22 protein-coding genes and 1 tRNA gene are annotated in these 23,469 nt (G+C 36.5%); 1 reads left to right on the top strand and 22 read right to left on the bottom strand.

Features of this window, described 5'->3' with window-relative positions; genetic code table 11:
- Nucleotides 1-688: 688 nt before the first annotated feature.
- The 8 genes from purB to rbsD all read right to left on the bottom strand — a co-directional run bounded on the left by purB (nucleotide 689) and on the right by rbsD (nucleotide 7,602).
- Nucleotides 689-1,984, bottom strand: coding sequence for an adenylosuccinate lyase (purB, locus tag FD31_RS09590; RefSeq protein WP_057892562.1), 1,296 nt, complete (start codon nucleotides 1,982-1,984; stop codon nucleotides 689-691).
- A gap of 3 nt (nucleotides 1,985-1,987) precedes the next feature.
- Nucleotides 1,988-3,118, bottom strand: coding sequence for an ATP-grasp domain-containing protein (locus FD31_RS09595; RefSeq protein ID WP_057892563.1), 1,131 nt, complete (start codon nucleotides 3,116-3,118; stop codon nucleotides 1,988-1,990).
- A gap of 18 nt (nucleotides 3,119-3,136) precedes the next feature.
- Entirely contained in the window at nucleotides 3,137-3,718 is a 582-nt protein-coding gene (locus FD31_RS09600; RefSeq protein WP_057892564.1) for a xanthine phosphoribosyltransferase, read from the bottom strand.
- A 54-nt stretch (nucleotides 3,719-3,772) separates the two neighbouring features.
- Entirely contained in the window at nucleotides 3,773-4,420 is a 648-nt protein-coding gene (locus FD31_RS09605) for a glycoside hydrolase family 73 protein (protein ID WP_083483639.1), read from the bottom strand.
- A gap of 88 nt (nucleotides 4,421-4,508) precedes the next feature.
- Nucleotides 4,509-5,705: an MFS transporter gene (locus tag FD31_RS09610; protein ID WP_057892565.1), complete on the bottom strand. Its 1,197-nt coding sequence runs from the start codon at nucleotides 5,703-5,705 to the stop codon at nucleotides 4,509-4,511.
- 191 nt (nucleotides 5,706-5,896) lie between these two features.
- Nucleotides 5,897-6,097, bottom strand: coding sequence for a cold-shock protein (locus tag FD31_RS09615; RefSeq protein WP_041500642.1), 201 nt, complete (start codon nucleotides 6,095-6,097; stop codon nucleotides 5,897-5,899).
- Between the two features lie 188 nt (nucleotides 6,098-6,285).
- A complete protein-coding gene (rbsK, locus tag FD31_RS09620; protein WP_057892566.1) occupies nucleotides 6,286-7,194 on the bottom strand; it encodes a ribokinase in 909 nt (302 codons plus the stop codon).
- A 12-nt stretch (nucleotides 7,195-7,206) separates the two neighbouring features.
- Nucleotides 7,207-7,602, bottom strand: a complete 396-nt coding sequence (gene rbsD, locus FD31_RS09625) for a D-ribose pyranase (protein WP_057892590.1) — start codon at nucleotides 7,600-7,602, stop codon at nucleotides 7,207-7,209.
- A 510-nt stretch (nucleotides 7,603-8,112) separates the two neighbouring features.
- On the opposite strand from rbsD, the gene FD31_RS09630 reads away from it, so the two are divergent.
- Nucleotides 8,113-9,516 carry a DUF6056 family protein gene (locus FD31_RS09630; protein WP_057892567.1) on the top strand — a complete coding sequence of 468 codons (1,404 nt, stop codon included), beginning with the start codon at nucleotides 8,113-8,115 and terminating at the stop codon, nucleotides 9,514-9,516.
- An 18-nt stretch (nucleotides 9,517-9,534) separates the two neighbouring features.
- On the opposite strand, the gene FD31_RS09635 is transcribed toward FD31_RS09630, so the two are convergent.
- From FD31_RS09635 to FD31_RS09705, 14 genes are all read right to left on the bottom strand, one after another.
- Nucleotides 9,535-10,986, bottom strand: a complete 1,452-nt coding sequence (locus FD31_RS09635; RefSeq protein WP_057892568.1) for a PH domain-containing protein — start codon at nucleotides 10,984-10,986, stop codon at nucleotides 9,535-9,537.
- On the bottom strand, nucleotides 10,976-11,461 hold the full coding sequence (locus tag FD31_RS09640) for a PH domain-containing protein (protein WP_057892569.1): 486 nt from the start codon (nucleotides 11,459-11,461) through the stop codon (nucleotides 10,976-10,978). The genes FD31_RS09635 and FD31_RS09640 overlap by 11 nt, the downstream gene beginning before the upstream one ends.
- 201 nt (nucleotides 11,462-11,662) lie before the next feature.
- Nucleotides 11,663-13,243 (bottom strand): SLAP domain-containing protein, encoded by a 1,581-nt coding sequence (locus tag FD31_RS13950; RefSeq protein ID WP_157049162.1) that lies wholly within the window; start codon nucleotides 13,241-13,243, stop codon nucleotides 11,663-11,665.
- A 437-nt stretch (nucleotides 13,244-13,680) separates the two neighbouring features.
- Nucleotides 13,681-14,208 carry an SLAP domain-containing protein gene (locus FD31_RS09655; RefSeq protein ID WP_057892572.1) on the bottom strand — a complete coding sequence of 176 codons (528 nt, stop codon included), beginning with the start codon at nucleotides 14,206-14,208 and terminating at the stop codon, nucleotides 13,681-13,683.
- 367 nt (nucleotides 14,209-14,575) lie between these two features.
- A complete protein-coding gene (locus FD31_RS09660) occupies nucleotides 14,576-15,079 on the bottom strand; it encodes an SLAP domain-containing protein (RefSeq protein ID WP_057892573.1) in 504 nt (167 codons plus the stop codon).
- 129 nt (nucleotides 15,080-15,208) lie between these two features.
- Nucleotides 15,209-16,054: a helix-turn-helix domain-containing protein gene (locus FD31_RS09665; protein ID WP_268872425.1), complete on the bottom strand. Its 846-nt coding sequence runs from the start codon at nucleotides 16,052-16,054 to the stop codon at nucleotides 15,209-15,211.
- A 213-nt stretch (nucleotides 16,055-16,267) separates the two neighbouring features.
- A tRNA-Leu gene (locus tag FD31_RS09670) sits at nucleotides 16,268-16,353 on the bottom strand.
- A gap of 125 nt (nucleotides 16,354-16,478) precedes the next feature.
- Entirely contained in the window at nucleotides 16,479-16,940 is a 462-nt protein-coding gene (locus FD31_RS09675; protein WP_057892575.1) for a SprT family protein, read from the bottom strand.
- Complete coding sequence (locus tag FD31_RS09680) at nucleotides 16,940-17,374, bottom strand: hypothetical protein (protein ID WP_057892576.1); 435 nt, start codon at nucleotides 17,372-17,374, stop codon at nucleotides 16,940-16,942. The genes FD31_RS09675 and FD31_RS09680 overlap by 1 nt, the downstream gene beginning before the upstream one ends.
- Nucleotides 17,375-17,379: 5 nt before the next feature.
- Nucleotides 17,380-18,360 carry a glycosyltransferase family 2 protein gene (locus FD31_RS09685; protein ID WP_057892577.1) on the bottom strand — a complete coding sequence of 327 codons (981 nt, stop codon included), beginning with the start codon at nucleotides 18,358-18,360 and terminating at the stop codon, nucleotides 17,380-17,382.
- Nucleotides 18,353-19,807 (bottom strand): glycosyltransferase family 39 protein, encoded by a 1,455-nt coding sequence (locus FD31_RS09690; RefSeq protein ID WP_057892578.1) that lies wholly within the window; start codon nucleotides 19,805-19,807, stop codon nucleotides 18,353-18,355. The genes FD31_RS09685 and FD31_RS09690 overlap by 8 nt, the downstream gene beginning before the upstream one ends.
- 1 nt (nucleotide 19,808) lies before the next feature.
- A complete protein-coding gene (locus FD31_RS09695) occupies nucleotides 19,809-21,002 on the bottom strand; it encodes an aminotransferase class I/II-fold pyridoxal phosphate-dependent enzyme (protein ID WP_235805349.1) in 1,194 nt (397 codons plus the stop codon).
- A 109-nt stretch (nucleotides 21,003-21,111) separates the two neighbouring features.
- Nucleotides 21,112-21,933, bottom strand: coding sequence for an ammonia-dependent NAD(+) synthetase (gene nadE, locus FD31_RS09700; protein ID WP_057892579.1), 822 nt, complete (start codon nucleotides 21,931-21,933; stop codon nucleotides 21,112-21,114).
- Between the two features lie 2 nt (nucleotides 21,934-21,935).
- Nucleotides 21,936-23,411: a nicotinate phosphoribosyltransferase gene (locus FD31_RS09705; RefSeq protein WP_057892580.1), complete on the bottom strand. Its 1,476-nt coding sequence runs from the start codon at nucleotides 23,409-23,411 to the stop codon at nucleotides 21,936-21,938.
- Between the last annotated feature and the right edge of the window lie 58 nt (nucleotides 23,412-23,469).

Consider the following 23,469-nt stretch of genomic DNA (forward strand, 5'->3'; position numbering starts at 1 on the left):
AATCTTTGTGTAAAAAGTTTTAGTTGTACTTAAAAAATAGCTGTTTATATTGTAGCAAATTTTTGGTGCTAGGGCGAAAGACATGACACTAAAATTGAACATATGTTTGCTGTGCCATCTCCGGGGATGAGATTTTTTTAACCTGCTATGCGGACCGATTCGAGCCAAGGTCTCGAATCTCGGTTTGAAGCCTTACAAGTTCGGTAAGTCTCCAAACACGCCCGGTGGAGTAGGAGCTAAAGCTCTAACTCCACTCTCACAGCAGGTTAAAAAATCTCATCCCCTCCGACTAATTGGTTAAATACCTCATAATATTAATTTATGAAGTTTTAAAAGCTAACCTACCTATTCATTATTTATTGCCTACGTACTTAATTACGAAATACCATTTGAAACTTATGCAATATTTATTTCAAAATGTGGATATTCGTCACATATAAAAATCAAATTAACTAATACCCTAGCAGAGGAGTGCAAGCGCCTAAGACAGCAGTGACGGTGGTGTTAGTGCTTTAGCACTTACTCCACGGACGTATTTTGAAATTCGAGTGCCCTTCTCGAAGTTCAAAATCGAGATGCGAGACCTTGGCTCGCACCGGTTCCACAGCAGGCTTAGTCGCTTGCATTCCTCTGCGGAATCACTAAAAAATCTCAACCGAAAATTTTCCAGTTGAGATTTCTGTTTGTTTTATTCCAAACCAACACGTTTAAAAATTTCGTCAACGTGACGTAAGTGCCAGTGATAATCAAAAGCATCGTCTAAGTCGTCTGATGACAACTTATCAGTTACTCTTGCATCGTTTTCGAGCATTGTTCTAAAGTCTTTCTTTTCGTCCCAAGCCTTAGCTGTCATTGGTTGAACGATATCATATGATTGTTCACGTGAATAACCTGCTTCAACTAACTTCAACAAGACGCGTTGTGAGAAGATCAAACCATGTGTTAGGTTCATATCTTCTAACATCTTATCTGGGAAGACTGTTAGGTCTTTAGTAATCTTTGTAAATCTACGTAAGATGTAATCTAACAATTCAGTCGTATCAGGAATGATAATTCTTTCGGCTGAACTGTGTGAGATATCTCTTTCATGCCACAATGGCACATCTTCTAAGGCTGTAAAAGCATGTCCACGAATGACACGAGCCAATCCAGTTACGTTTTCTGAACCGATTGGGTTACGTTTGTGAGGCATAGCTGATGAACCTTTTTGTCCGGCAGCAAAGAATTCTTCAGCTTCACGGACTTCAGTTCTTTGAAGATGACGTACTTCTAAAGCAAAGCGTTCGATTGATGTAGCAATCAAAGCCATTGTTTGAATGTATTCAGCATGTAGATCACGTGGTAAAACTTGTGTTGAGATTTCTTGAGCACGGATGCCTAGTTTGTCACAAACAAATTTTTCAACGTCTGTTGGTACATTAGCGTAACTACCAACGGCACCACTGATTTTACCAGCTTCAACACCCTTAGCAGCACGGTCAAAACGTTCGATATCACGTTTGATTTCAGAATACCAGTTAGCTAAAACTAATCCGAAAGTTGTCGGTTCAGCGTGAACACCGTGAGTTCTACCGATCATAACAGTATCTTTGTACTTAAGAGCTTTCTCGCCGACTACTTTGAGAAATTCATTTAAATCTTCACGAATAATATCATTAGCCTGTTTCATCAAGTATCCATAGGCTGTATCAACGACATCAGTTGATGTTAATCCAAAGTGAACCCACTTCTTTTCAGGTCCAAGATATCTGGAAACATCTCTTGTAAAAGCAACTACGTCATGTTTTGTTTCTTTTTCGATTTCGGCAATCTCTGAAACATCGAACTTAGCGTTTTGAGCAATTAACTTAGCATCTTCAGCAGGGATTTCTCCTTCTTTGCTCCAACCTTCAACGGCGGCAATTTCTACCTCGAGCCAAGCTTGAAATCTGTTTTGGTCAGTCCAAATTGGTTTCATTTGTTCAGTTACATATCTATCAATCATGAATTATTCTACTCTCCAAATATTAGTTGTTAAGATATCATTTTTTAATTCTTCGACATCGTCTGAGAAAATTGAAATATATCCGACATCCCGGTCGGCTTGATTCTTAGCTTTAAAACCAGTGTAATAATTAAATTTCCACTGGGCCTTTTCCTGGAGCAAATCCAAACTCTGTGGCAAGTTTCCCTCAATAATCTTTAAAGTCGCCGCATTGACCATTGGAAAAATCTCGGGAATTGGCCAATCACAAATGGCTCTGATATGTAATTCAAATTGCGAAATACCGGTTGCTTCTTGATAAACATTGGCTGAATAATTGATTCCTGGAAAAATGCGTTTGACGTACAACACCCCGGATTGAGATAGGATAAAACCTATGCCAAAAATTCCCACGTAGTTAATATTTTCAGCCACCATCAAGGCAACACGTTGCATTTCTGCTTCCACATCTGGGTTGTTCTTCTTAAAAATGAATGAACTCATCAAATGTGTGCCATCATAAATTTCTTTGATCATTGGGAAAGTATGGATCTTTTGGTCATTTCCCTTACTGACCATGATGGAATATTCTGTTTTCGTATCAATCCACGCTTCAAGAATGTATGTACCATCCTGAAGCAACTTCTGAACACGTTCCACATCATTATCGTTATATAAAACATGTCGTTTCAAAACGGTTTGGTTCTTCTGAATCGGTTTCAAGATACATGGAAAGCCAATCTCTTCGACTGCTTTTTTGATATCGTCCACGGTCACAATCGAAAAGAATGGTGGCACATTAATGTTTAAATCGTTTAAGAAGGTTCTTTCGATATAACGGTCTTGAGCAATGGCTAATAAATCAGCACCTTGAGCAACATTAAAGTTTTTCGCAAGCTGTTTTAAAAGATCACTGTCAAAATTTTCGTCCATATACAAAAGAAGGTCACTTCTATGGCCCAATTCACTTAGATTCTCGATGTTTTCTAACTGACCGACTAAAAAACTGTCGGCAGCCTGTGTCGCAATATCCTTCTCTTCATCGGTCAAAAGCATGGTCCTAAAGCCCATTCTCTTAGCTTCTAATTCAAAAATATATGTTTCACTTCCGCCACCAATTATGCCTAATGTTTTACCGGGCGCAATAAAAGTCATAATTCCACCTTCTTATTACTAATCGTCTTCTTCTTCGAAAACCACTTGTCCATTTTCAAAAGCTTTGATTTTAGCTAGTGAATAGATTGGAGTACCTGATTTGTCAATCATTTGTCTTCCCTTTTGGAAGGACTTTTCAATTACGATACCGATACCGGCTAAGTTTGCGCCAGCGGCTTCAATAATTGTGTTCAAACCATTAACGGCTTGACCATTAGCTAAGAAATCATCAATGATCAAAACTTTATCATCACTAGATAAGTATTTTTTAGCGATACTAATGTGATTAGAAGTCTTCTTTGTGAATGAGTAAACCTCTGATGTATAAAGATCATCACTCAATGTTACAGATTTGTGCTTTCTAGCAAACACAACAGGTACTTGGAACTTCAAACCAGTCATAACAGCTGGTGCAATCCCTGAAGATTCAACTGTCAAAATTTTGTTGATGCCTGAATCCTTAAAGTGTTTGTAGAACTCTTCACCCATTCGTTCCATTAACATTGGGTCAACTTGATGGTTTAAAAAACTATCGACTTTAAGCACGTCCTTGCCTAAAACTCGACCATCCGTTCTGATTCTTTCTTCTAATTCCTTCATTACCGTTCTCCCTACATTTACATAGAATAATTAGAGTCTATCATACTTTGATTTTCACTTGATACCTTCATCGTATTTTTTCAGATTATATTTCTGAATAATCCGAATAATTTTGCTCGTATACCCAGGATCAGTCGCATATCCATCAGTCTGTAAAGCGAGCGCCGCATCAATATAATCTTTCGATTGTAAAACTTGCTTGTATTGTTGCGAATTCCACGAGGTACCGTTAACTAATAATTTTGTATGATCTTTCATCGACTCACGAAAATCCGAATAAACGCGAAAACGACCATTGATCGTTATCCACTGACCATTTGTATATTCTTTAGTTTGCAAAACCTTGGTATTTGAAGGGTCATCCCCTTTAATCCCAAAGTAATTATTATACTGCGTGGCCAGTGAACTCGTCCCCCAATCACTCTCTAAAATCGCTTGAGCAATTGTAATACTTGGCAAGACACCATAAGTCTTTCCTAATTCGACCGCATATGGGGCAATCTTTTTAACAAAAGCACTGTGTTCTTGTTGAGCCATTTCAACTTTTGTATCGTTTTGGTATTGGACATATCGCTTGTAACCAAAATAGCTGGCAACAAAAAGTGCCACGATTGCTAGTAAAATAACAGTCGTATTATTATTCTTTCTACTTTTACGCCGAGTAGTTGTTCGACGTGCTGTGTATCTCCTCTTTTGTGGCAATTGATCTATCCTTTGTAAGTTTGTTAGTTCTAATTATAGCCGATATCCTTGAAGATTTTATGATTTGAAATAGAATTTTAACAATTGCTTATGCTTGTTGAAAATTCCGTTTCTTTGAATAATATAACCATGAACCTAAAGCTATCAGTTCCAAGAACGCGGAGAATAAAAAGATACTCTTATATCCAAAACCAATTGCAATCCAAGCCGCAAGCATCGGTCCGAGGACGTTACCAAATGATTGGGCTGATTGATTATAACTGAAAACTCGACCAAAGATGGAGTTTGGTACATTTCGTACAGTTAAAACTTGAATTGAAGGAATCAATGCAGCATCAGAAATTCCCAAAATAAACCGTAAAATAATTAATTGCCAAATATCCTGAACTAAACTGGTTAACAACAAACAAATAATTGCAGAAATCAAAAAAATTATCATACTTCGGAGTGCTCCTAATCGGTCTATCAACGAGCCTACGACTCCTGCCATTAAAATTGTCGCAAAACCTGGAGCTGCTGAAACGATTCCGGTCATAATTACTGCATTTTGCCCACTAGAATCAAGTTCTCGGACAAGTAAACTGAGCATTGGTGTAATTGCATTGGTTGTAGCCTGAACGGCTAAGAGCGACCCAAACAGGGCAATAAAGAATGACCAGCCAATTTTCTTCATTAAAGGTAAAGCTGGTTGTAAGTCCTTTTTAGTAATCGGAGTAAATTCTTCGCTAACACCTAACCAAGTTGTCAAAAAAACAACAGCCATCAAAAAACTCGTTACAAAAAAAGCTCCCCGATAACCAAACCAAGTTGCTAAGAAACCACCAATCAGTGGCCCTAACAAAGATCCGGTAATACTACCAGTTACTAGTTTACTCATAACTCGGCCTTGGATTTTGCTTGGAGTGGAAACAGACATCAAGGCATTTGCATTATTAATGTATCCGGAAAAGGCACCTTGTAGAACACGAAAGAATAACAAAAACCAAACATTTGGTGACAACCCGATCATAAAAATTGTAAAGGTCATGACACCAGACGCACGTAAACACATCAATTTTCGTCCCTTCAGATCAGCTAACCGTCCCCACAATGGAGAAACAATAGCTTTGCTCAAATATGTCAGTGAAAAAGCCGCAGCACCTAATAAATTTAATTCGGCATTATTGAAATTACCTAACGTATCAATAAATAGCACAATAAAAGGCAGTGTCATCGCATTACCCATGTCAGTTATCAAACTACCAAACCATAAAATTCGAAAGTTTTGTTTCCATTCTTCCTTCATAATGCTCCCCTGACGTATTTACTTTTTGTCTTCTTTGGTAGATAAATTTGTTTATTAGATTCACCCCTAGCTATTAATAATAGCCGAGCAATATATATTTCTTGTAAATTTAATGTAAAAAGAAATTTGGGCAAGAAAAAAAGAGCTGACTCCTAAGAGTTAGCTCTTTATTAAACTTTATTATTTTATAATTAAGCTTTGTTAACGTTTGAAGCTTGTGGGCCACGATCTGAATCTTCGATATCGAATGTAACTGCTTGGCCTTCTTCAAGTGTCTTGTATCCATCACCTTGGATAGCTGAGAAGTGAACAAATACGTCACTACCATCTTCGCGAGTAATGAAACCATAACCTTTTTCTGCGTTGAACCATTTAACTGTTCCGTTTTCCATGAGACAAATCCTCCTGATAACTAAAAAATTTTTTTGTGCATTATTTCGTGGTACATCATGGAAGAAAGTCTAAAATACGAAACATTCAAACCATTCGAACCATTCACCATTCAAAAATACAACTATTATATTAACATGTTTGACCAATAATTTCAATCCACTTAGCGTAAAGTTTCTTTTACAAATACTTAAATTTCAACATCTCTAACATGAGGAATCGAATTCTGAGCACCTTGAGTTTGAACCGTAATTGACGATGCTTTACTAGCAAATTTCATTGCTTCCTCGATATTACTTAAATCTGAATTTAGTTGTGAAGCTAAATAACCGATAAATGTATCACCAGCAGCAGTTGTATCAACTGTGTTAACTTTGTAGGCGTTAACAAAACCACTCTTTTCGTTCATTGAATAGAACGATCCATTAGCACCAACGGTTATTATAACATTCTTTACACCCATTGTATGCAATTTATCAGCGGCAGCAGCCATTGAAGGCTCATCTGTTACCTTGATTCCAGTAATTGCTTCGGCTTCAGTTTCATTAGGAACAATAATATCGGTAAGTTTCAACAACTCATCTGGAATATTAGTTTTAGCTGGAGCTGGGTTCAAAATTGTTAAAACATTATTCTCTTTAGCAATTTTAAAAGCCTCAATTGAAGCTTCTAGTGGTGTTTCAAATTCGGTAATCAAGCAATCGGCATCGGCAATCGCAGCAGAAGCGTTTTGAATGTCCTCAGCTGTAATCGTCTGGTTAGCTCCACCATAAATCAAAATACTGTTTTGACCATTGTCATCTAATAGAATATAGGCTTGACCAGTACCAGCCTTTTCATCCTTAGTGACATGATCAATATTTAAGCCATCATATTTAAATGTGTCTAACATAAAGTCAGCTGAACGATCTTGACCAATTTTGGCAATAAACGAAGTCTCAGCACCAGCACGAACAGCAGCAATAGCTTGATTAGCACCCTTACCACCACCAGCGGTAGAACGGTTACTCATTGCCATTGTTTCACCAGGTAAAGGCAAACGAGCAATATTTAAAATAATATCAACATTGATTGAACCTAGTACAACAATTTTTTTCATATTAAAGATCCTCTAAAAGACAACTCCACTTTCAAGTAAAATATTTGAATATGGTGTTTCCTCACCTGTACGAATAAATGCCTTCGTATCACTCAAATCTTTCTTCATTTCTTCATGCGGAATGAATTCGATTGGCGTATCGCCAACAGCTTTTTTTACAGCAGCTAATTGTGCTGGGTTTTGAATTTTGATTTCTTCAGCTAAGTAAACTTTTTGAACTTCTAGTTCGCTCAAAACATTTTCCAAGACTTGGATAAAGTTTGGTAAACCGGCCTCAACAGCCAAATCAATCTTTTCTGTATCAGCAGGAACTGGCATCCCAGCATCGCCAATTCCAATTGTATCGAAGTGTCCCATTTGGGCAATCACGCGTGATATATTTGAGTTAATAACTCTCGTTTTTTTCATGAAATTCTCACCTTTTTCTGTAATCGTTTGCAAAATTAATACTAACATGCACCATTATCTAAGTAAATATTTTATCAATTTGGTTATAGAAGTAGCAAGTACATATTTTTATTGATTACCAATCTGGTTCATTATATCCTTATATGAGATGTGCTTGCGGCAGTCTGCAAGGATTATAATATGCCGCCTCCAGGAGCAAGAAATTTAGGTCGCTATGGGGACCGGTTCGAGCCAAAGTACGGTCTCGAGCCTCGATTTTGAACTTCGCAAAGGACGCAAATTTCAAAACTCGTCCCGTGGTGTAATAGTAAAGTCCTAACGCCACCTTCACAGCGACCTAAATTCTTGCTCCTTCCGGCTAGTTTGTTTTTGACAGATAGTCAGATGGTTTTAAGTATAATTAACAATCAAATGTATTTTCAAATAACGCTATTTTTAAACATGAAATTATATTGATTCATATATAATGACTTTATTGAATAATGTTCATTAAAAATTAGAGGACAAAAAATGACACGAACAGCTAAACTTAGTTTTTATTTCATTATCTTTATAATCTTCGGTCTCGTCGGTATGTGGATGCCACTATTGGGCGATGACTTGCACTGGGGAACTTACTTTGGTAGTAATTATTTCCCACAGGGTATTTTCTTAAAATATGACGGTCGCTACTTGGGTGATTTGCTAGTCATTACTATGACGAAGTTCAAACCAATTGCTTTTCTTGGTTACGGAACTTTCATGACGGCAATTGTTTACTTGATTCAACTTATCAGGGAACAAATCAAAGCACCTAAATCAATCGGTTTAGTATCAGCTTCCTTGGCAACTATTTTTATTTTTCTAACTCCTAATGCAATTTTTAAACAAATTCTTGGTTGGCATGCTGGTTTTGCTAATTATGTTCCATCATTAGTATTTCCATTATTCATGCTCTACTTAGTTTTAAAAAATTATGATAATAAAAATGTTCATTATTATCGGACTAGTACTTACTTAATTTTCTTTGCTGCTATCTTTGCCCAGTTCTTTGCTGAACACGTGACCATCTTAAATGTTTTCAACGTCGTTCTTGTTTGGTTATTCTTCAGAAAACACTTTGGGGATGAATTTAAGAAAGTATTGAATTTCATCGTAGCGGGTAACTTTATTGGTGCCTTTCTAATGTTTATCAATGGTGCCTATATCAAGATTCTTTTCGGAACCGATTCTTATCGTTCACTTAAAGGATCAAGCAATTCAGACACGATGTTTAACTACATGCGCATTCAATTCACACCTAAACATTTAATTTTACTAGCTGTAGCAATCCTAATTTTCACGGCAGTTGTTATTATTTACTCTCTCAAGGTTAGAAACACTAAGCAAAAGATTGCCAACTTCGCCCTTTTATTATCAGGATTTGTCGTTGTTGCTCCATTCTTAGTCGTTTCACCTTTTGGTTCCAGATGTATGTTTGCAACTTACATGTTCTTCGTAACCATTTTCGTCATCAACTTTGATATCTTAATTGAAGCGTATGAAAAATACCTTCTCCCACTCTTCCTCTTGGCTGCTGTTGGATTAGGTGTTAAGACCGATGCAATGGCTCACAATTATGGAAAAACATTCAATATGCAAGTTGAATATTCAACTTACCAAAACAATGTTCAACGTAATACTCAATATTTCTTACAATATAAAGATACAAAACACATTTGGTTAACTGCTCCAATTGAAAGCGACGCTAACTTTGCGGAGTTATATGTCAAAAACAAAGATCGGAATATGGTTCCAATCAACTATTATGACTGGACCGATGCCTTGAGAAAGATTAAAGGTAAGAAATTTAATTCACACGATGCTTATATGAAAGCTTTTGATCAACAAATCTTGAAAAAAGTTAAATTGATTCAAGCAAAAGAAAGTAAATAAAAAAGTTCTGGGTAGCAACTACTCAGAACTTTTTTTGTACCATGAAACCACGTTATCAACTCGAGACTGTGGTAAATATTTAACTTGCAAAATTCTCTCTTCAATTCCAGAACGACAACTTAGACGTAAGTGAGCAAAACCTTTCTTACCTAGCCAGATACTCTGGCGTCGATCCAACAATTGAATACTGCTTTTGGGAACAAAGTAAGTGTTCTTAGAAGTAATTTGATTGTTTTGCAGGCAAACATATTTATCGCTAATAGCCGCTAAATCAGCTCGTCTAGCATTCAAATAGGCCGGTATTAACCAAATAGCCGCTGATAAAATCACTACTATTGTTAACCATAATAACGAAATTTTTAATAGAAACAAACCAGCTAATACATCTGTAATCAAGCTAAAAATCAACGCATTGCGTAAGTCATAATAATACGTTCTAGCATTGGTAGCAGTTGATTGCCACGACTGCATAGGAATATCTGGGAAAAACTCGTGGAAGAAAGCTTCCAGTTTATTTGTCGCAATCACAGGCATTACGATAATATCTTTTTCCGTTTCTTCTTTTTTAGAATTTGAAATAATCACTAATTTAACCGTCGCAATATGCAACATTCGCCTTAGTAGTGTTTGCTTAACAACCACAGCTTGAATCCGACTTTGAGAGATACTTGTTTTCTTCGTCTTAAAAAAGCCATACTGCATTTCAAACTGCTTGTTTTCGAATGTTAAATGGAAATGATAATATTTCGCAATCAAAACAAAAACAGACACAATGTAGAAAACTAAAACTATTAGCAACATCCCAACTGCAACGATTATCCACCCTAAGTGAACAAACTCCTGGGCAGCCAAATCGTACATTTGCTGACTAATTGAATGTTGAACTTTACCATAAATAGCCAAGATGACTAATAATCCCGACAAAAAAGCTGGTGACGTCAGTGAGAATCTAACCAATTCCCGCCACGTTATGGAATACGATTTGATATTACTTTTGCTATCTTTAACATCGCTTGCCGGTGCCTCTTGGTGTTGAACTTTTTGACGATATTGATTCAATTCATTTTTAAAGTCCACCGAAACAGCTACTAAACTGACTTCTGGGCCTTCAGAATGACCCGCCGTTTCAATTTCTAACTCTTCTAGCTTGAATGGCTTTAGGAAAAACCACTGATTAGCTGTCACGTTTTGAATACGGTCATAAGGAATATGATTAACCTTTTTAACAAACAAACCTTTTTTAACGACTATTTCATTATCAAATAATTGATAACTAAACATGAAATAAGCTATGACATCCCCGGTGATAACCAAAACCAGCAATGCAATCAAGCCGATAATCGTCCAAAACTTAGCATGCTGAAACACAGCAAGGGCAAAAATAGCTACCGGAATGAACAAATCCTTAATATCTTTATAGAAGAAAAATAAAATAGCGGCTGGGCTTAATTTTCTCGGCTTAGATATCATTCTTAGCCTCCTGTGCCAGCTTCATAATTGTTTCTTTCAACTGATCAGCTTGTTCTGATTTGATGCCATCAATTTCACTCTTACCCGATGCAGTCACAATGACCACCTTTTGCAAATCTTTCCAGCGTAAGATGGGTCCTTGTTTTAAAGTAACATTTTGCACTCGGGCAATCGGAATAATAACTTGTTTACGGAAGAAATAACCACTGTGTAACTGGACTTGTCGTTCATCAATATAATATGTCCAAAATTTCCATAAATAATTGACGAGGAAAAAACTCCCTATCAAAATTACCACACCGATTCCACTAATGATTCCCCAAATAATATTAAAGTAATTTTGTGCACCCGTTGGTAAAACTAGTTTTAATAAACCGACCCCCAACATAATTATCAGAAAAATTCCAAATTCGATCAGAGCATGCACACGCCAAATCGTTTTAATACTTTTGGGTAACTGTTCAACTTTCTCCATATAATTCTCCCCTTAGATATTTTCTTGAGTATATCAAAGAAAAATTCTCCTTCCAATGTGAAAAAGGTCATGAATTGGTCATTGAATCTAAAAAGATGCCTGTGAAAAACTACGTATTTTGAAGTTTCTCACAGACATCCTTTTAAATTCTAATCGGTTATTATGACATTTCTACATATTATTATAGAAGAATTGAATTCTTTAATACGTATCGACTGCTTGAGCGCTGACCCAACCATCGGTTGATACACGATACATTTTAACTCCATCAATAAATGCACAACCATCGGTACGCCATGCACTACCTTTTGGCAAGATTCTTTCGGTACTCTTACCAAGAGAATCATACAGAGTAGCTTTCTTAGTAATCTTTACAGCTGTTGGTTTAGTTGTCGGTGTAAATGCTAACGCATCATCAAGCGGTACAAATTCATCTTCCGCTACTTGATAATAACTAGCACCATCAATTTTGACAGTACGGCTATACTTCCAAGCAGTATTTGGTGATAAAGCTTTACCCAAAGGTTGACCGAATGCATCAGCAGGCTGAATAGCTGAGCTGAAAGTTCTTAGGATACCTGATTTTGCCGATTCAACAAAATGGTAATCACTTGCTTCAATAAATTCACCGTCACCAATCAAATAAAATTTCTTACCATTGATTGTAGTTGTGGCTTTGACACCCATACTTGCTAATTTAGCATCCGGACCAGCTGAACTAGCCGATAGATAATGTAAGGAAACTTGTTCACGCGCGATTGGTTTAGCTTTCAAAGTTGGCTTTGCAGCTGGCTTAAGTGCTTTTTTACCAGAATCCGAAGTTGACATTGATCTCTTTGGACGTGCCTTTGAAGTTGCCTTAGGCTTCTTTGTTCCAGATTTTGCTCCCGGTTTCTTAGCAGATGTTCCTGTGCCAGGCTTTGCTTTAGGCTTAGTTCCTGCTGGTGTTTTAGTTCCAGCGGGTTTCTTTCCTGCCGGCTTTGTTCCTGCAGTTGTTTTAGTTCCTGCTGGTTTTGTTCCTGCGGTTGTTTTAGTTCCTGCTGGTTTTGTTCCTGTAGTTGTTTTAGTTCCGGTTGTAGATGTAGTACTTGGCTTTGGTGTTCCACTCGTAGAAGTTGAACTAGTTGACGAAGTACTTGGTGTTGTGGCTGGAGTCGTAGTTGCTGTTGTTGTACCAGTTGGTTTGCTTGTCGTTGCAGCACCTGATGTACTTGCTGGGGTCGTAGTTGCTGTTGTACTTGGTGTACTTGCTGGAGTTGTAGCTGTTGTTGTACTTGGTGTACTTGCTGGAGTCGTAGCCGTTGTTGTACTTGGTGTACTTGGTGTACTTGCTGGTGCTGTAGTTGTCGTTTCAGTGGATGTAGTTGAGGTTTCTGGCTTACCTGTTGGTGTTGATGCAGCAGGTGTAGTACTTGATGTACTTGTTGGAGCTGGTGCTGATGTAGTACTTGTCGTTGTTGTGCTTGTTGTCGCTGGTGCGTCAGTTGCGGTGCTTGTTGTCATTGTACTTGGGGCACTTGTTGATCCAGCGGCCGCTCCTTTACTAGGTTCACTTGAAGCTGTTGTACTTGTTGTTGCACTAGTGGATGTAGCACCTGTTGTAGTTGTTGTTGGTAGAGTAGTTGTACTTAATGGTGCTGAACTTGCTGGTGCAGTTGTCGAAGTAGCTGATGTTGTATCAGCTGTCGTGGCCGCCTTAGCCGTTTGACTCGATAACGTCGTTAATAACATCGTTGAAAATAGTGTTGCGCCTAAATAAATAAATTTTTTGTTGGATTGCATATCGCTTATCCTTCTTTCTAATTTTGACGCCATTCTAATTCAAAAATATTTGTATACCAACCAAATGATATTTATCTAAAAGTTTGCTTATATCGTTTTACTACTGCCACAAGGAGATTCCGAGTTTCAGGTATACCGGTTGTAAAAAAACACCATCTTTTTTTATTCTAAAAAACAAAAAAATCTATGAGATTTTTACGTCCCACAGATTTTATTCCATTTTAGGAAAACGGTTCTTACAAAAACTGAATCAAAATGAACCCTAAATGATAGTAAACTACGAATTGTATTAAGGAATGACCTCTATATATATTAAATAATCTTTAAGTACATTTGGCAGTGTACATAAAAATTGAGATATACAAAAAAAGATATCAACGGTCGGCATACCGAAGATATCTAAAGTAATAATTCACACACACATAGAAATAAATAAATTAAATAGTAGCGCTAAATGATTGTTCCACTACATCGTACATGGCAACGTACTCATCTGGAGCAACACGCAAAAAAGGAACACCGTTCGAATAATTGATTTCAGTATCAGTAGCCCATTTACTATTTGGGGCAAGTTGAACATCATTTCTTTGAACTAAATTATGATCATAAACATTTACATTTTTATCTGCACCGTCGAGTGATTGAACTTTGATAATCATTCGGCGGTTTTTGTATGTAAAGCTATCTTTGGCACTAAGATAACCATTACTTGAAACTTGATAGTAATCTGATCCATTGATACTTTGTGTTTTGGCAACTTGCCAAGTACTATCTTTGTCTAAGGCAACATTAGTCTTGTCACCATTTTGATCGTAGAGTTGAGCTGCGTCGCTACTTACTTGAGCATAATTTCCCTTTTGAGTAACTGTTTGAGCATTAACATCAGTTACAGAACTAGCTGCAGTGGCAACTGCACTACCAGTTCCTAATAGCGCACAGGCTAATAGTAAAATAGTTTTTTTCATAATAAAAATGACCTCTATATATATTATTTTAATCTTAATCCCCTGTACGCCATTTTTTGGCAGAAAAATAGTGTACAAAAAAATTGAGTTTGTTATACAAAAAAATTAATTCTTTTAATAATTCACACATTTGCTTATACAGATTTGGCATAATCCTAAGCAACTTTATAGTACAAGGTATTGACCAATATTTCAACATAATTTTGTGAATAATGTCATTTATTTCTATAAAATTATTTATATATTGATTATTCCAATAATATTGAAACAGATATAACCCTTGCGCCATCTACTTTCGTAGACTGTTGATTTTTGAAACTAAAAAAAGAGCATTCAAAAAATTTTTTTTCGAATTCCCTTTTAAAAACTAGTATTTTTCTGTGAATGATTGTTGGATCACGTTCCACATACCCACATATTCATCGGTCGCAACTCGAACAAATGGCATTCCATCTGGAGTCGTAATAACACGGTCAGAATACCAGTAAGTACCTGGAGCCAAAGCAACACTTGAGCTCTCAACGAAGTCGTGGTTATAGACGGGAACGTCTTCGTCGGTCTCTACTCTAATAACTTCTGGTCTATCACGATACATATAACTATCACTAGAACTTAAATATTGATCCGTCCCAATTTGATAATAATCTTTACCATCGATGGTTGCCGTTCTCCCAAGAATCCAACAACTATTTTCCGGTTCAGATTTTCCTAATGCATCTCCTGAAGAATTGTATACTTCCGCAGAACGTGCACTCACATCAACAAAATATCCGCTAGTTACGGATTCAGCCTTGACACTTTGGATTGGTAAAAATGAAAGTCCCATGCTTAGTAGAATTACGAAAAACACTACTATAACCTTTCTTTTCATTTTGGTACTTCCTTAGTCTCCTTAGACTAATTAAATTATATTATGTTTAAACATATCCAACAATATTCTAGCTTATCTATATATTTATAAAAAAAATCACCAGTCATAATAGGCTGATGATTTTTTTTATTATAAATTCATTTTGGCGAGTAGTGAATCGTTCTTATTTGACTTAGCTAAATACAAAGCTAAATTATAATGATCTTCGTAATTTTGTTTTTCATCCTTGTCATCTTTCAATGCAAGTGCGGCTTGGTAATTAAGTTCATCCAAGAAATAAGAAACGTGTTCTGAGTGCGCAAATCTAAGTCCACATTGGCTAAAACCAAATGATTCCTTAGGCAAATTCATTTCATTATATGATGCGGCAAGCGTTTTACAAATGAAGAGAATTTCTAAATCACTTGCATTAGACAATTTAGAATCTTCGTCCACCGAGTCATCAATCATTTGGAAGTAATATTGGGCACGATCATTATGTTCTTGTCCCAAATAATTCAAACCTTTGAATAAGTATGCCAACAAAGTATATACATCGTCATTAGCCGATTTAGTAAATTGAAGAACTTTATCTAAATTAAATAGTGAGACATCATAATTATCATTCGAATAATCAACTACCCCACGGATCAATTCATACTGCTTCATATCATTGTTGCTTAGTTTACCTTCCAACGATGACATTCTCTCATCAATACTTGAGGTTTGCTTGAGCAAAACATCTCGCTCAATTTCATCTAGAATACTTTCTTCTTTGGCCGACGACTTGCTTGAAAAATCACTAAAAACGTCATTCAAAGTTAAACCTAATTTCAAACAAATCTTAATTAGGATATTAACCGTTGGTGCTATATTGTGCTTTTCAATCTTACTTATCGTATTTTGAGTACAAATATCGTTAGCTAACTCAATTTGCGTCAAATTCATTTCTCGTCTTTTATTATAAATAATAGATCCAAGAAACAATGGCAACACACTCCCATCTATCGTTATGACATTTATCAATTATCAATAATACTATACCACCACATCAAAAAATATATGCTTTTATCGTAAATAATTAATCTAAATTCGAAATATATCTTTATAATATTTGCATCTGCACAAATTTTATTGTGAATTATGACGAGGCTTACATATTTAGGCAAAAAAAAAGTAGCTGAACAAATTGTTCAACTACTTTAGTGATGCGGGTAAGAAGATTCGAACTTCCACGGAGATAATTCTCCACAAGATCCTTAGTCTTGCGCGTCTGCCAATTCCGCCATACCCGCATGCACGTTCTACTATACACATAATCAAAAATAATTTCAAGCGATTTCGGAGAGATTTTTAGAAGATAATTTCACAAGAAAATTGGCCGTGCAAAAACCACTCCTAGAATCGAAATACCACTCAACTACCCTAAGATTTCATCCTTAACATACTTCAATTTTCCCCGACATTTTCCACAGACATACCTACGTGTATTAATTTTTTTAACTCGTCGATAAATATGATGGCAATTAGTACATTCATAAATATGATATGTTCTTTTCTTAACCTGACTCTCAATTGGCGAATATCGTAATCCCCCAACTTGTTGCAATAAAATTTTAAATGTTCGATCACGATGTTGTGCTGGCAAGCCGTCATTATATAAATGATAATGACAAAGTTCATGTTTAATCACGCCCACTAATGTTTCGTAACCAAATTGTTGGTAGATTTTAGGATTGATATCGATGTGTCTATCCTTCAGATGAAATCTACCGCCAGTTGTTTTTAAACGACTGTTAAAACATGCTTGATGAATAAAAGGCTTCCCAAAATATTCTTGGGAAACCTTTTTAATTAACGCTGTTAATTCTTGGTCTGTCATTAAGCTAAATCAGTCAACTTTTGGATTAATTTAGAAAACTTATCCATATATTCATCTTGCTTCTTTTCAGCTTCATCAAAAGCATGACGCTCAACAGTCTTATCCGCACCAATACTGGCAGTCATTTCGCCACAACCTTCAACATATTTCTTGAATGATGAGACAAGTGAGATGTGTGTTCCCATCAAACGTGCTGGTGCCTTGCCTTTTTCAAGTTTAGCTAAAGTTTCTTGATAATTCTTTGTTCCAGTTGCGAAATCTTTTTGTATCTTGGCATATTCAACATCATCGATTTTATCGACTTTACTACGATCCAAAGCTTCACGAATCTTTTCATATTCTGGATTCAATTTATCTTGTTCTTCTTGAATTGATTGAACAGTATTGTTAATCAATTGACCATATTGCATAGCTCTTTTTTGTGCGGCATTCATAATAATTACCTCTTGTTTTCTTCTTGTGTTTTTTCAGTATAAATATCACGTTCAATCGTAAATCTCGGACGTTGTTTAACTTCGCTAAAGATCTTTCCGACATATTCACCGATCACACTAATACTAATTAATTGTACACCACCGAGTGCCCAAATAGATATCATTAATGACGACCAACCGGGGATAACATCCCCATTGATTTTTCGAATAAAACTGTAGATTAATAGTAAGAAACTAAACAAAACGATGAAAAATCCTAAGCCCATAATCAGCTTAATTGGCACGATTGAAAATGACGTAACACCATCAATCGCAAATTTAAGCATCTTCTTGAGTGGATACTTCGATTCACCAGCAAAACGTTCTTTCCGAGCGTAGTAAACTTTAGCCGATTTAAAACCAACTAACGGTACGATGCCACGCAAGAATAAATTCCGTTCCCGATAACTCAACAATACTTTACAAGCACGTTGACTCATCAAACGATAATCGGCTGAATCAGGCACCAATTTTACACCCAAAAAGCCCATGAATTTATAAAACATTTCAGCTGTACTTCGTTTAAAGGCTGTATCAGTATCACGATTATTTCTGACACCATAAACAACTTCAGCTCCATCAAGATATTCGTCAACCATCTTAGGAATTGCATTAACGTCGTCTTGTAAATCAGCATCTATCGTTATAACGGCGTCAGAATCTTCGGCAGCACTTGTCACACCAGCCAATAATGCCCCTTGGTGTCCAAAATTACGACTTAACTTAACGCCTGATACAATGTCATATTTTTTAGAAAATTCATCAATCAATGACCAAGTTTTATCTTTACTACCATCATCAACAAACACAATTTTACTCGTAGATGTAATCTTTTTCTCAGCAATTAAGTTATCAACAATTGCTGTTAACTCTTTAGTGGTTTCATGTAGTACTTCTTCCTCATTGTAACAAGGTACTACGATACTTAATTTAAATAAATCAGACATTCATTTTCCCCCACTTTGATCTTATCCATTCACAAATCGTAAATAGCCCTAAACCGCCTAGAATAGCGATAACGGGTAAAAATTCAAGTCGATATCTGCCTTGTACTTCAATTAATAATTGTACGACAGCATAGGCCATAAGTGGAAGTAATAACACGAATGTTTTTACACTTGGATTATTTTTTAAAAGCTTCAAAGAACCGAACCAAGATAAAATAATCAAGACGATTGTTCCCATGTAACCTAATAGCTTAGCTAAATTACTTACTCTTAAGGAATGTTGTGTCTCAAAACCAGTAAAATCAACCGTAGTTGAGCGACTAGCCCAAAGGGTCTCATTCTTATTCCAAAATAACTTCAACCAACCGTGTGTAGCATTCAAGTTCTGAATATTCTCATGAATTATCTGATGTTCTTTTTGGCTCATCTTTGCCCGACTAGCTTTCAAATCAAAACGGTTAACCATTCCTTGATCGTATGATCCATTTGAATTAGCGTCCAATCCGACAACGAACTTCCATTCTGAATCACGATTAGTTAAACCATAACTGTTCAAACCAGAACCCTTAATCGCCATACCGGCTGCAGAAAAGATAACTTGATAAATTACTAAAGTAATCAAAACTTTCCCTAAACCGGACCAGTGAATCTGATTGTTTTGAATAAATAAATAGAGCAAAGCGTAGACTACAATTCCCGCTATAACGACTGGACCAATTGGACGAATGATACTACCAACGCCCAATGTTATACCAGCCAGTGCATAAGTCCAATATTTATCTTTTATAACTAAGTAAAACGTTACTAAGAATAATAGCATCCCTAAATACTGATTATCGGCCTGACTATTTAAAGCAAACCAATCCAAATCAATCATCAGAATAAAGACTGTTAAACGAGCAATTTTAACTTTATTGAATAACTGCATTGCTAGAAGATACGACATCAATAAAATCAAAACTTGATAAATCACGTTCAACAACTGAATAGCAATAACCTTGTGACCAAAGATTTTGACCACCGTCATAACGTAGACCAAAAAGCCGGTTTGATAAGCCCATTTAGCAAAATAGTCATTATCATATTTATAAATAGCTTTTCCTTCTAACGCTTTCGGCGCCGTTCGCCAAAAGGCCTTGAAATCACTAACTTGCGTCTGTGGTACAAGCTTCAACCAAATAATTGCGACTATCGCAAAAATTAATAATAAACTGATCAAAATCAATCGGTTTAAATTGGTGTCGTCATCACGCACATGATATAAGAAATATCCGACCCCACCGACAAAAATAATTGCACAAAGAAAAACCAGTACTGCTAATACTGGTTCAACTTTTAAATAATTGATTGTAAAAAAATGTCCCATTTGTATCAGTACGACTGTCGTAAAGATAGCGAGGCAGATTAAAACAATTTTGCTGATAATGCCTTGAAATTTGCTTAGCATTTTATCCCTCTATATTTGCTAATTTTTTACGGCTTCCCAGGAAACTGTGTAGCTTGGAAATACACTGTTCAATACTTTCCATGCTGGCAGCATAACTGAAACGTAAGTGTCCTTCGCCACCAATACCAAAGAAACTACCTGGTAGAATTGCCAAATGTTCTTCATCCAATAACTCATTAGCAAATTTAACGTCGTCTTGCTCGTATTCTTCAGGAATTTTAGCAAATAAGTAGAAAGCCCCATCAGGAGTTGGGCATTCAAAGCCCAAATCTTGCAGGCCTTCATACAAGGCGTCGCGTCTTACTTGATATTGTTCTTTCATTGCTGCTGGATCATCATAGCCGTTCGTATATGCTTCGAGTGCCGCATACTGTGTAATTGATGTAATTGAAGTTGTTGCCAACTCGTGAATCTTATTAATTTGTGAAATGACCTTTGCTGGTCCACAGACAACTCCAAAACGCCACCCCGTCATGGCATGTGATTTGGATAATCCGTTCAAAAGAATCGTTTGTTCTGGCAAAATATTACCAAAAGAAACATGTTTATAGTTATAAGTTAACTCACTATATATTTCATCACTAATGACGAAAATATCGTGTTGTTTCAAAATATCTGCTAAAGCTCGTAATTCATCCTCAGTATAACTAACCCCCGTTGGATTACTTGGATAGTTAAGTAAGAAAATTTTGATACGTGGATTCGTTCTCAAAACTTCCGTTAAGACATCTGGCGTTACTTTAAAACCTGTCTTTGAAGTGTCCAAGTAAACCGGTGCTGCACCATTAAAATCAGCATCTGGACCATAAATGGTAAATGCTGGTGATGGTATTAATACTTCGTCACCGTCTTGTAAGATTGCATTGAAGGCTGAGAAAACACCTTCGGTTACACCCGTTGTAGCGACGATCTGTGTTTCTGGATCATAGTTTAAATCGTACTTGTCATGCAAGTACTTAGCTACAGCGCCTAAAAGTTCATGATCACCTTCAGGAACGGTGTAATGCGTACGGTCATCTTCAATGGCTCTGATTGCAGCCTGTTTGATGTGTTCAGGAGTATGGAAGTTGGGTTCACCAACGGTCATATTAACAGCTCCTGGTATTTTCTTGGCCCGCGCATTGAACTTAAAGATCTCTTGTTGCTTAATTGCAACAACAGACGGTTTCATTAGGGAGATTAAATCACTTTTCACTGTTATACACCTCTTTTAGAAGATTACACTTTCATTCTAACATACGATATTTGGTAAAAAAAAAGACATTCGAAAAATCTGAATGTCCAATTGTGAATTTCCTTACAATTTACTGGATATCAAATACTGAATATGGAAGACGACGTTTGTGGGCTGTCTTCTTATACCAGTTCTCAATAATCTCAGCACTTTTATCATCAATGTCCTTACCTTCAAGATAATCATCGATATCTTGATAGGAAACGCCTAATGCTAATTCATCAGGTAAACTAGGACGATCTTCTTCCAAGTCGGCTGTTGGCACCTTTTCATAAAGGTTCTTTGGTGCATCTAGCTTAGCTAGCATTGCCTTACCTTGACGCTTATCTAAACGGAATAACGGCGTTACGTCAGCAGCACCATCACCATATTTCGTATAGAAACCAGTGATGTTTTCTGCCGCATGATCAGTTCCTACAACAACGCCCTTGTTATCACCAGCAATGGCATATTGAGCAATCATTCTAGTTCGAGCTTTGATATTACCCTTGTTAAAGTCAGAGATAGTTAAGCCATTAGCTTCAACGGCTTTTACCATTGCATCAACGCTATCCTTGATATTGACACGTACGACTTTGTCAGCTTTCATCCACTCAATTGCTTGCATACAGTCTGATTCATCGGATTGTTCACCATAAGGCAAACGTACAGCGATAAATTGATAAGCCTTATCACCTGTTTCCTCACGCAATTCAGTCATTGCCATTTCGGATAATTTACCAGCTAACGTCGAATCTTGTCCACCAGAAATACCTAAAACTAGTGTTTTTAAAAAGCTATGTTGTTTCACATACTCTTTAAGAAAGTTGACAGAACGTCTAATTTCTTCTTCTGGGTCGATTTCTGGTTTAGTATGTTCAAATTCAATAATTTCTTTTTGCAATGGTCTCATTTTTAGTCACCTAATCTAATGTTGTTTACGTCATTTCTAATCTTCTCAATATACTTCATCTTATGGCTGTATAGTTTTGAAGATAAATCAACAGGATAGACTTGAGGGTTCAAAATACGCTTGTATTCATCCCAAAGTGAATCGAGGTTGTCAGCACAATACTTCCGGATTTCTTTTACATTTGGCAAATCATAAACTAACTTACCATTTGTAAAGATATCGTGCAGCATTGGCTTAGCTTGGAAATCTTCCACAGTCTTATTGATATAAGTATATTGTGGATGGAACATATAAAGTGAACTGTGTTCTCTTGGATCTTCATTCCAAAATGTTACATAGTCACCTTCAGATTTATCATTTTTTTCATTATTAGTAATGCGCCAAACTTGTTTTTTACCTGGAGTTGAAATCTTGGCAGCGTTACTTGAAAGTTTCAAGGTGTCCATCATGTTACCTTTGGCGTCTTCGATACTAACAAGCTTGTATACGGCACCTAGAGCTGGTTGATCAAACGCTGTGATAACTTTAGTACCAATACCCCAGACATCAATTTTAGCATCTTGCATCTTCAAATTAAGGACAGTTTTTTCATCCAAATCATTTGAAGCATAAATCTTAGCATTAGGAAAACCAGCTTCATCAAGTTGTTTTCTAACACGTTTAGAAATATACGCCATATCACCAGAATCAATTCTGACACCTTGGAAGTTAATCTTATCGCCCATTTCACGAGCAACTCTGATAGCACTAGGAACACCACTCTTCAAAGTATCGTAAGTATCGACTAAGAAGACACAATTCTTATGTGTTGTAGCGTAAGCTTTGAACGCATCATATTCGTTTCGGTATGTTTGAACCAAAGCGTGAGCATGTGTTCCTGAAATAGGAATACCAAACAACTTACCTGCTAAAACATTACTTGTTGCATCGAAACCAGCAATATATGCAGCACGTGTACCCCAAATAGCAGCATCAACTTCTTGCGCACGACGAGACCCAAATTCCATTACTGGATCATCACCACAAACAGTCTTGATACGAGCTGCCTTAGTAGCAATCAAAGTTTGGAAATTAACCATATTCAAAATGGCTGTCTCAATCAATTGACATTGTGCTAAAGGTCCTTCAACTTGCAAGATTGGCTCTTCATTGAAAACCAAGTCACCCTCCAAAGCTGAACGAACGGTACAACTGAATTGCATATCTTTTAACCAACGTAAAAACTCTTCATCAAATTCCCCGTATTCACGCAAGTAATCGATATCCGAATCTGAAAAACTTAAGTTCTTAAGATAATTAACGACATGTTCCAGTCCTGCAAAAACGGCAAAACCATTATCAAATGGCAAACTTCTGAAGTAAACTTCAAAAACTGCACGGCGGTTGTGCATCCCCTTTTTCCAGTATGTATACATCATGTTAAGTTCATAATAATCAGTATGCAAAGTTAAATCTTCATTTTGAAATTGAGTCATCATAACTCCCTTATAAATTTATATTAACGATGTCTCAAGGCTAATGACCCCGAAATGACAT

Source organism: Companilactobacillus nantensis DSM 16982, assembly GCF_001435815.1.
In the GTDB taxonomy this organism is placed as follows: Bacteria; Bacillota; Bacilli; order Lactobacillales; family Lactobacillaceae; genus Companilactobacillus; species Companilactobacillus nantensis.

Coding starts and splice junctions, on each gene's coding strand:
- purB (WP_057892562.1), bottom strand. CDS start 1,984: ATGATTGATAGATATGTAACTGAACAAATGAAACCAATTTGGACTGAC.
- FD31_RS09595 (WP_057892563.1), bottom strand. CDS start 3,118: ATGACTTTTATTGCGCCCGGTAAAACATTAGGCATAATTGGTGGCGGA.
- FD31_RS09600 (WP_057892564.1), bottom strand. CDS start 3,718: ATGAAGGAATTAGAAGAAAGAATCAGAACGGATGGTCGAGTTTTAGGC.
- FD31_RS09610 (WP_057892565.1), bottom strand. CDS start 5,705: ATGAAGGAAGAATGGAAACAAAACTTTCGAATTTTATGGTTTGGTAGT.
- FD31_RS09615 (WP_041500642.1), bottom strand. CDS start 6,097: ATGGAAAACGGAACAGTTAAATGGTTCAACGCAGAAAAAGGTTATGGT.
- rbsK (WP_057892566.1), bottom strand. CDS start 7,194: ATGAAAAAAATTGTTGTACTAGGTTCAATCAATGTTGATATTATTTTA.
- rbsD (WP_057892590.1), bottom strand. CDS start 7,602: ATGAAAAAAACGAGAGTTATTAACTCAAATATATCACGCGTGATTGCC.
- FD31_RS09630 (WP_057892567.1), top strand. CDS start 8,113: ATGACACGAACAGCTAAACTTAGTTTTTATTTCATTATCTTTATAATC.
- FD31_RS09635 (WP_057892568.1), bottom strand. CDS start 10,986: ATGATATCTAAGCCGAGAAAATTAAGCCCAGCCGCTATTTTATTTTTC.
- FD31_RS09640 (WP_057892569.1), bottom strand. CDS start 11,461: ATGGAGAAAGTTGAACAGTTACCCAAAAGTATTAAAACGATTTGGCGT.
- FD31_RS13950 (WP_157049162.1), bottom strand. CDS start 13,243: ATGCAATCCAACAAAAAATTTATTTATTTAGGCGCAACACTATTTTCA.
- FD31_RS09655 (WP_057892572.1), bottom strand. CDS start 14,208: ATGAAAAAAACTATTTTACTATTAGCCTGTGCGCTATTAGGAACTGGT.
- FD31_RS09660 (WP_057892573.1), bottom strand. CDS start 15,079: ATGAAAAGAAAGGTTATAGTAGTGTTTTTCGTAATTCTACTAAGCATG.
- FD31_RS09675 (WP_057892575.1), bottom strand. CDS start 16,940: ATGACAGACCAAGAATTAACAGCGTTAATTAAAAAGGTTTCCCAAGAA.
- FD31_RS09680 (WP_057892576.1), bottom strand. CDS start 17,374: ATGAATGCCGCACAAAAAAGAGCTATGCAATATGGTCAATTGATTAAC.
- FD31_RS09685 (WP_057892577.1), bottom strand. CDS start 18,360: ATGTCTGATTTATTTAAATTAAGTATCGTAGTACCTTGTTACAATGAG.
- FD31_RS09690 (WP_057892578.1), bottom strand. CDS start 19,807: ATGCTAAGCAAATTTCAAGGCATTATCAGCAAAATTGTTTTAATCTGC.
- nadE (WP_057892579.1), bottom strand. CDS start 21,933: ATGAGACCATTGCAAAAAGAAATTATTGAATTTGAACATACTAAACCA.
- FD31_RS09705 (WP_057892580.1), bottom strand. CDS start 23,411: ATGATGACTCAATTTCAAAATGAAGATTTAACTTTGCATACTGATTAT.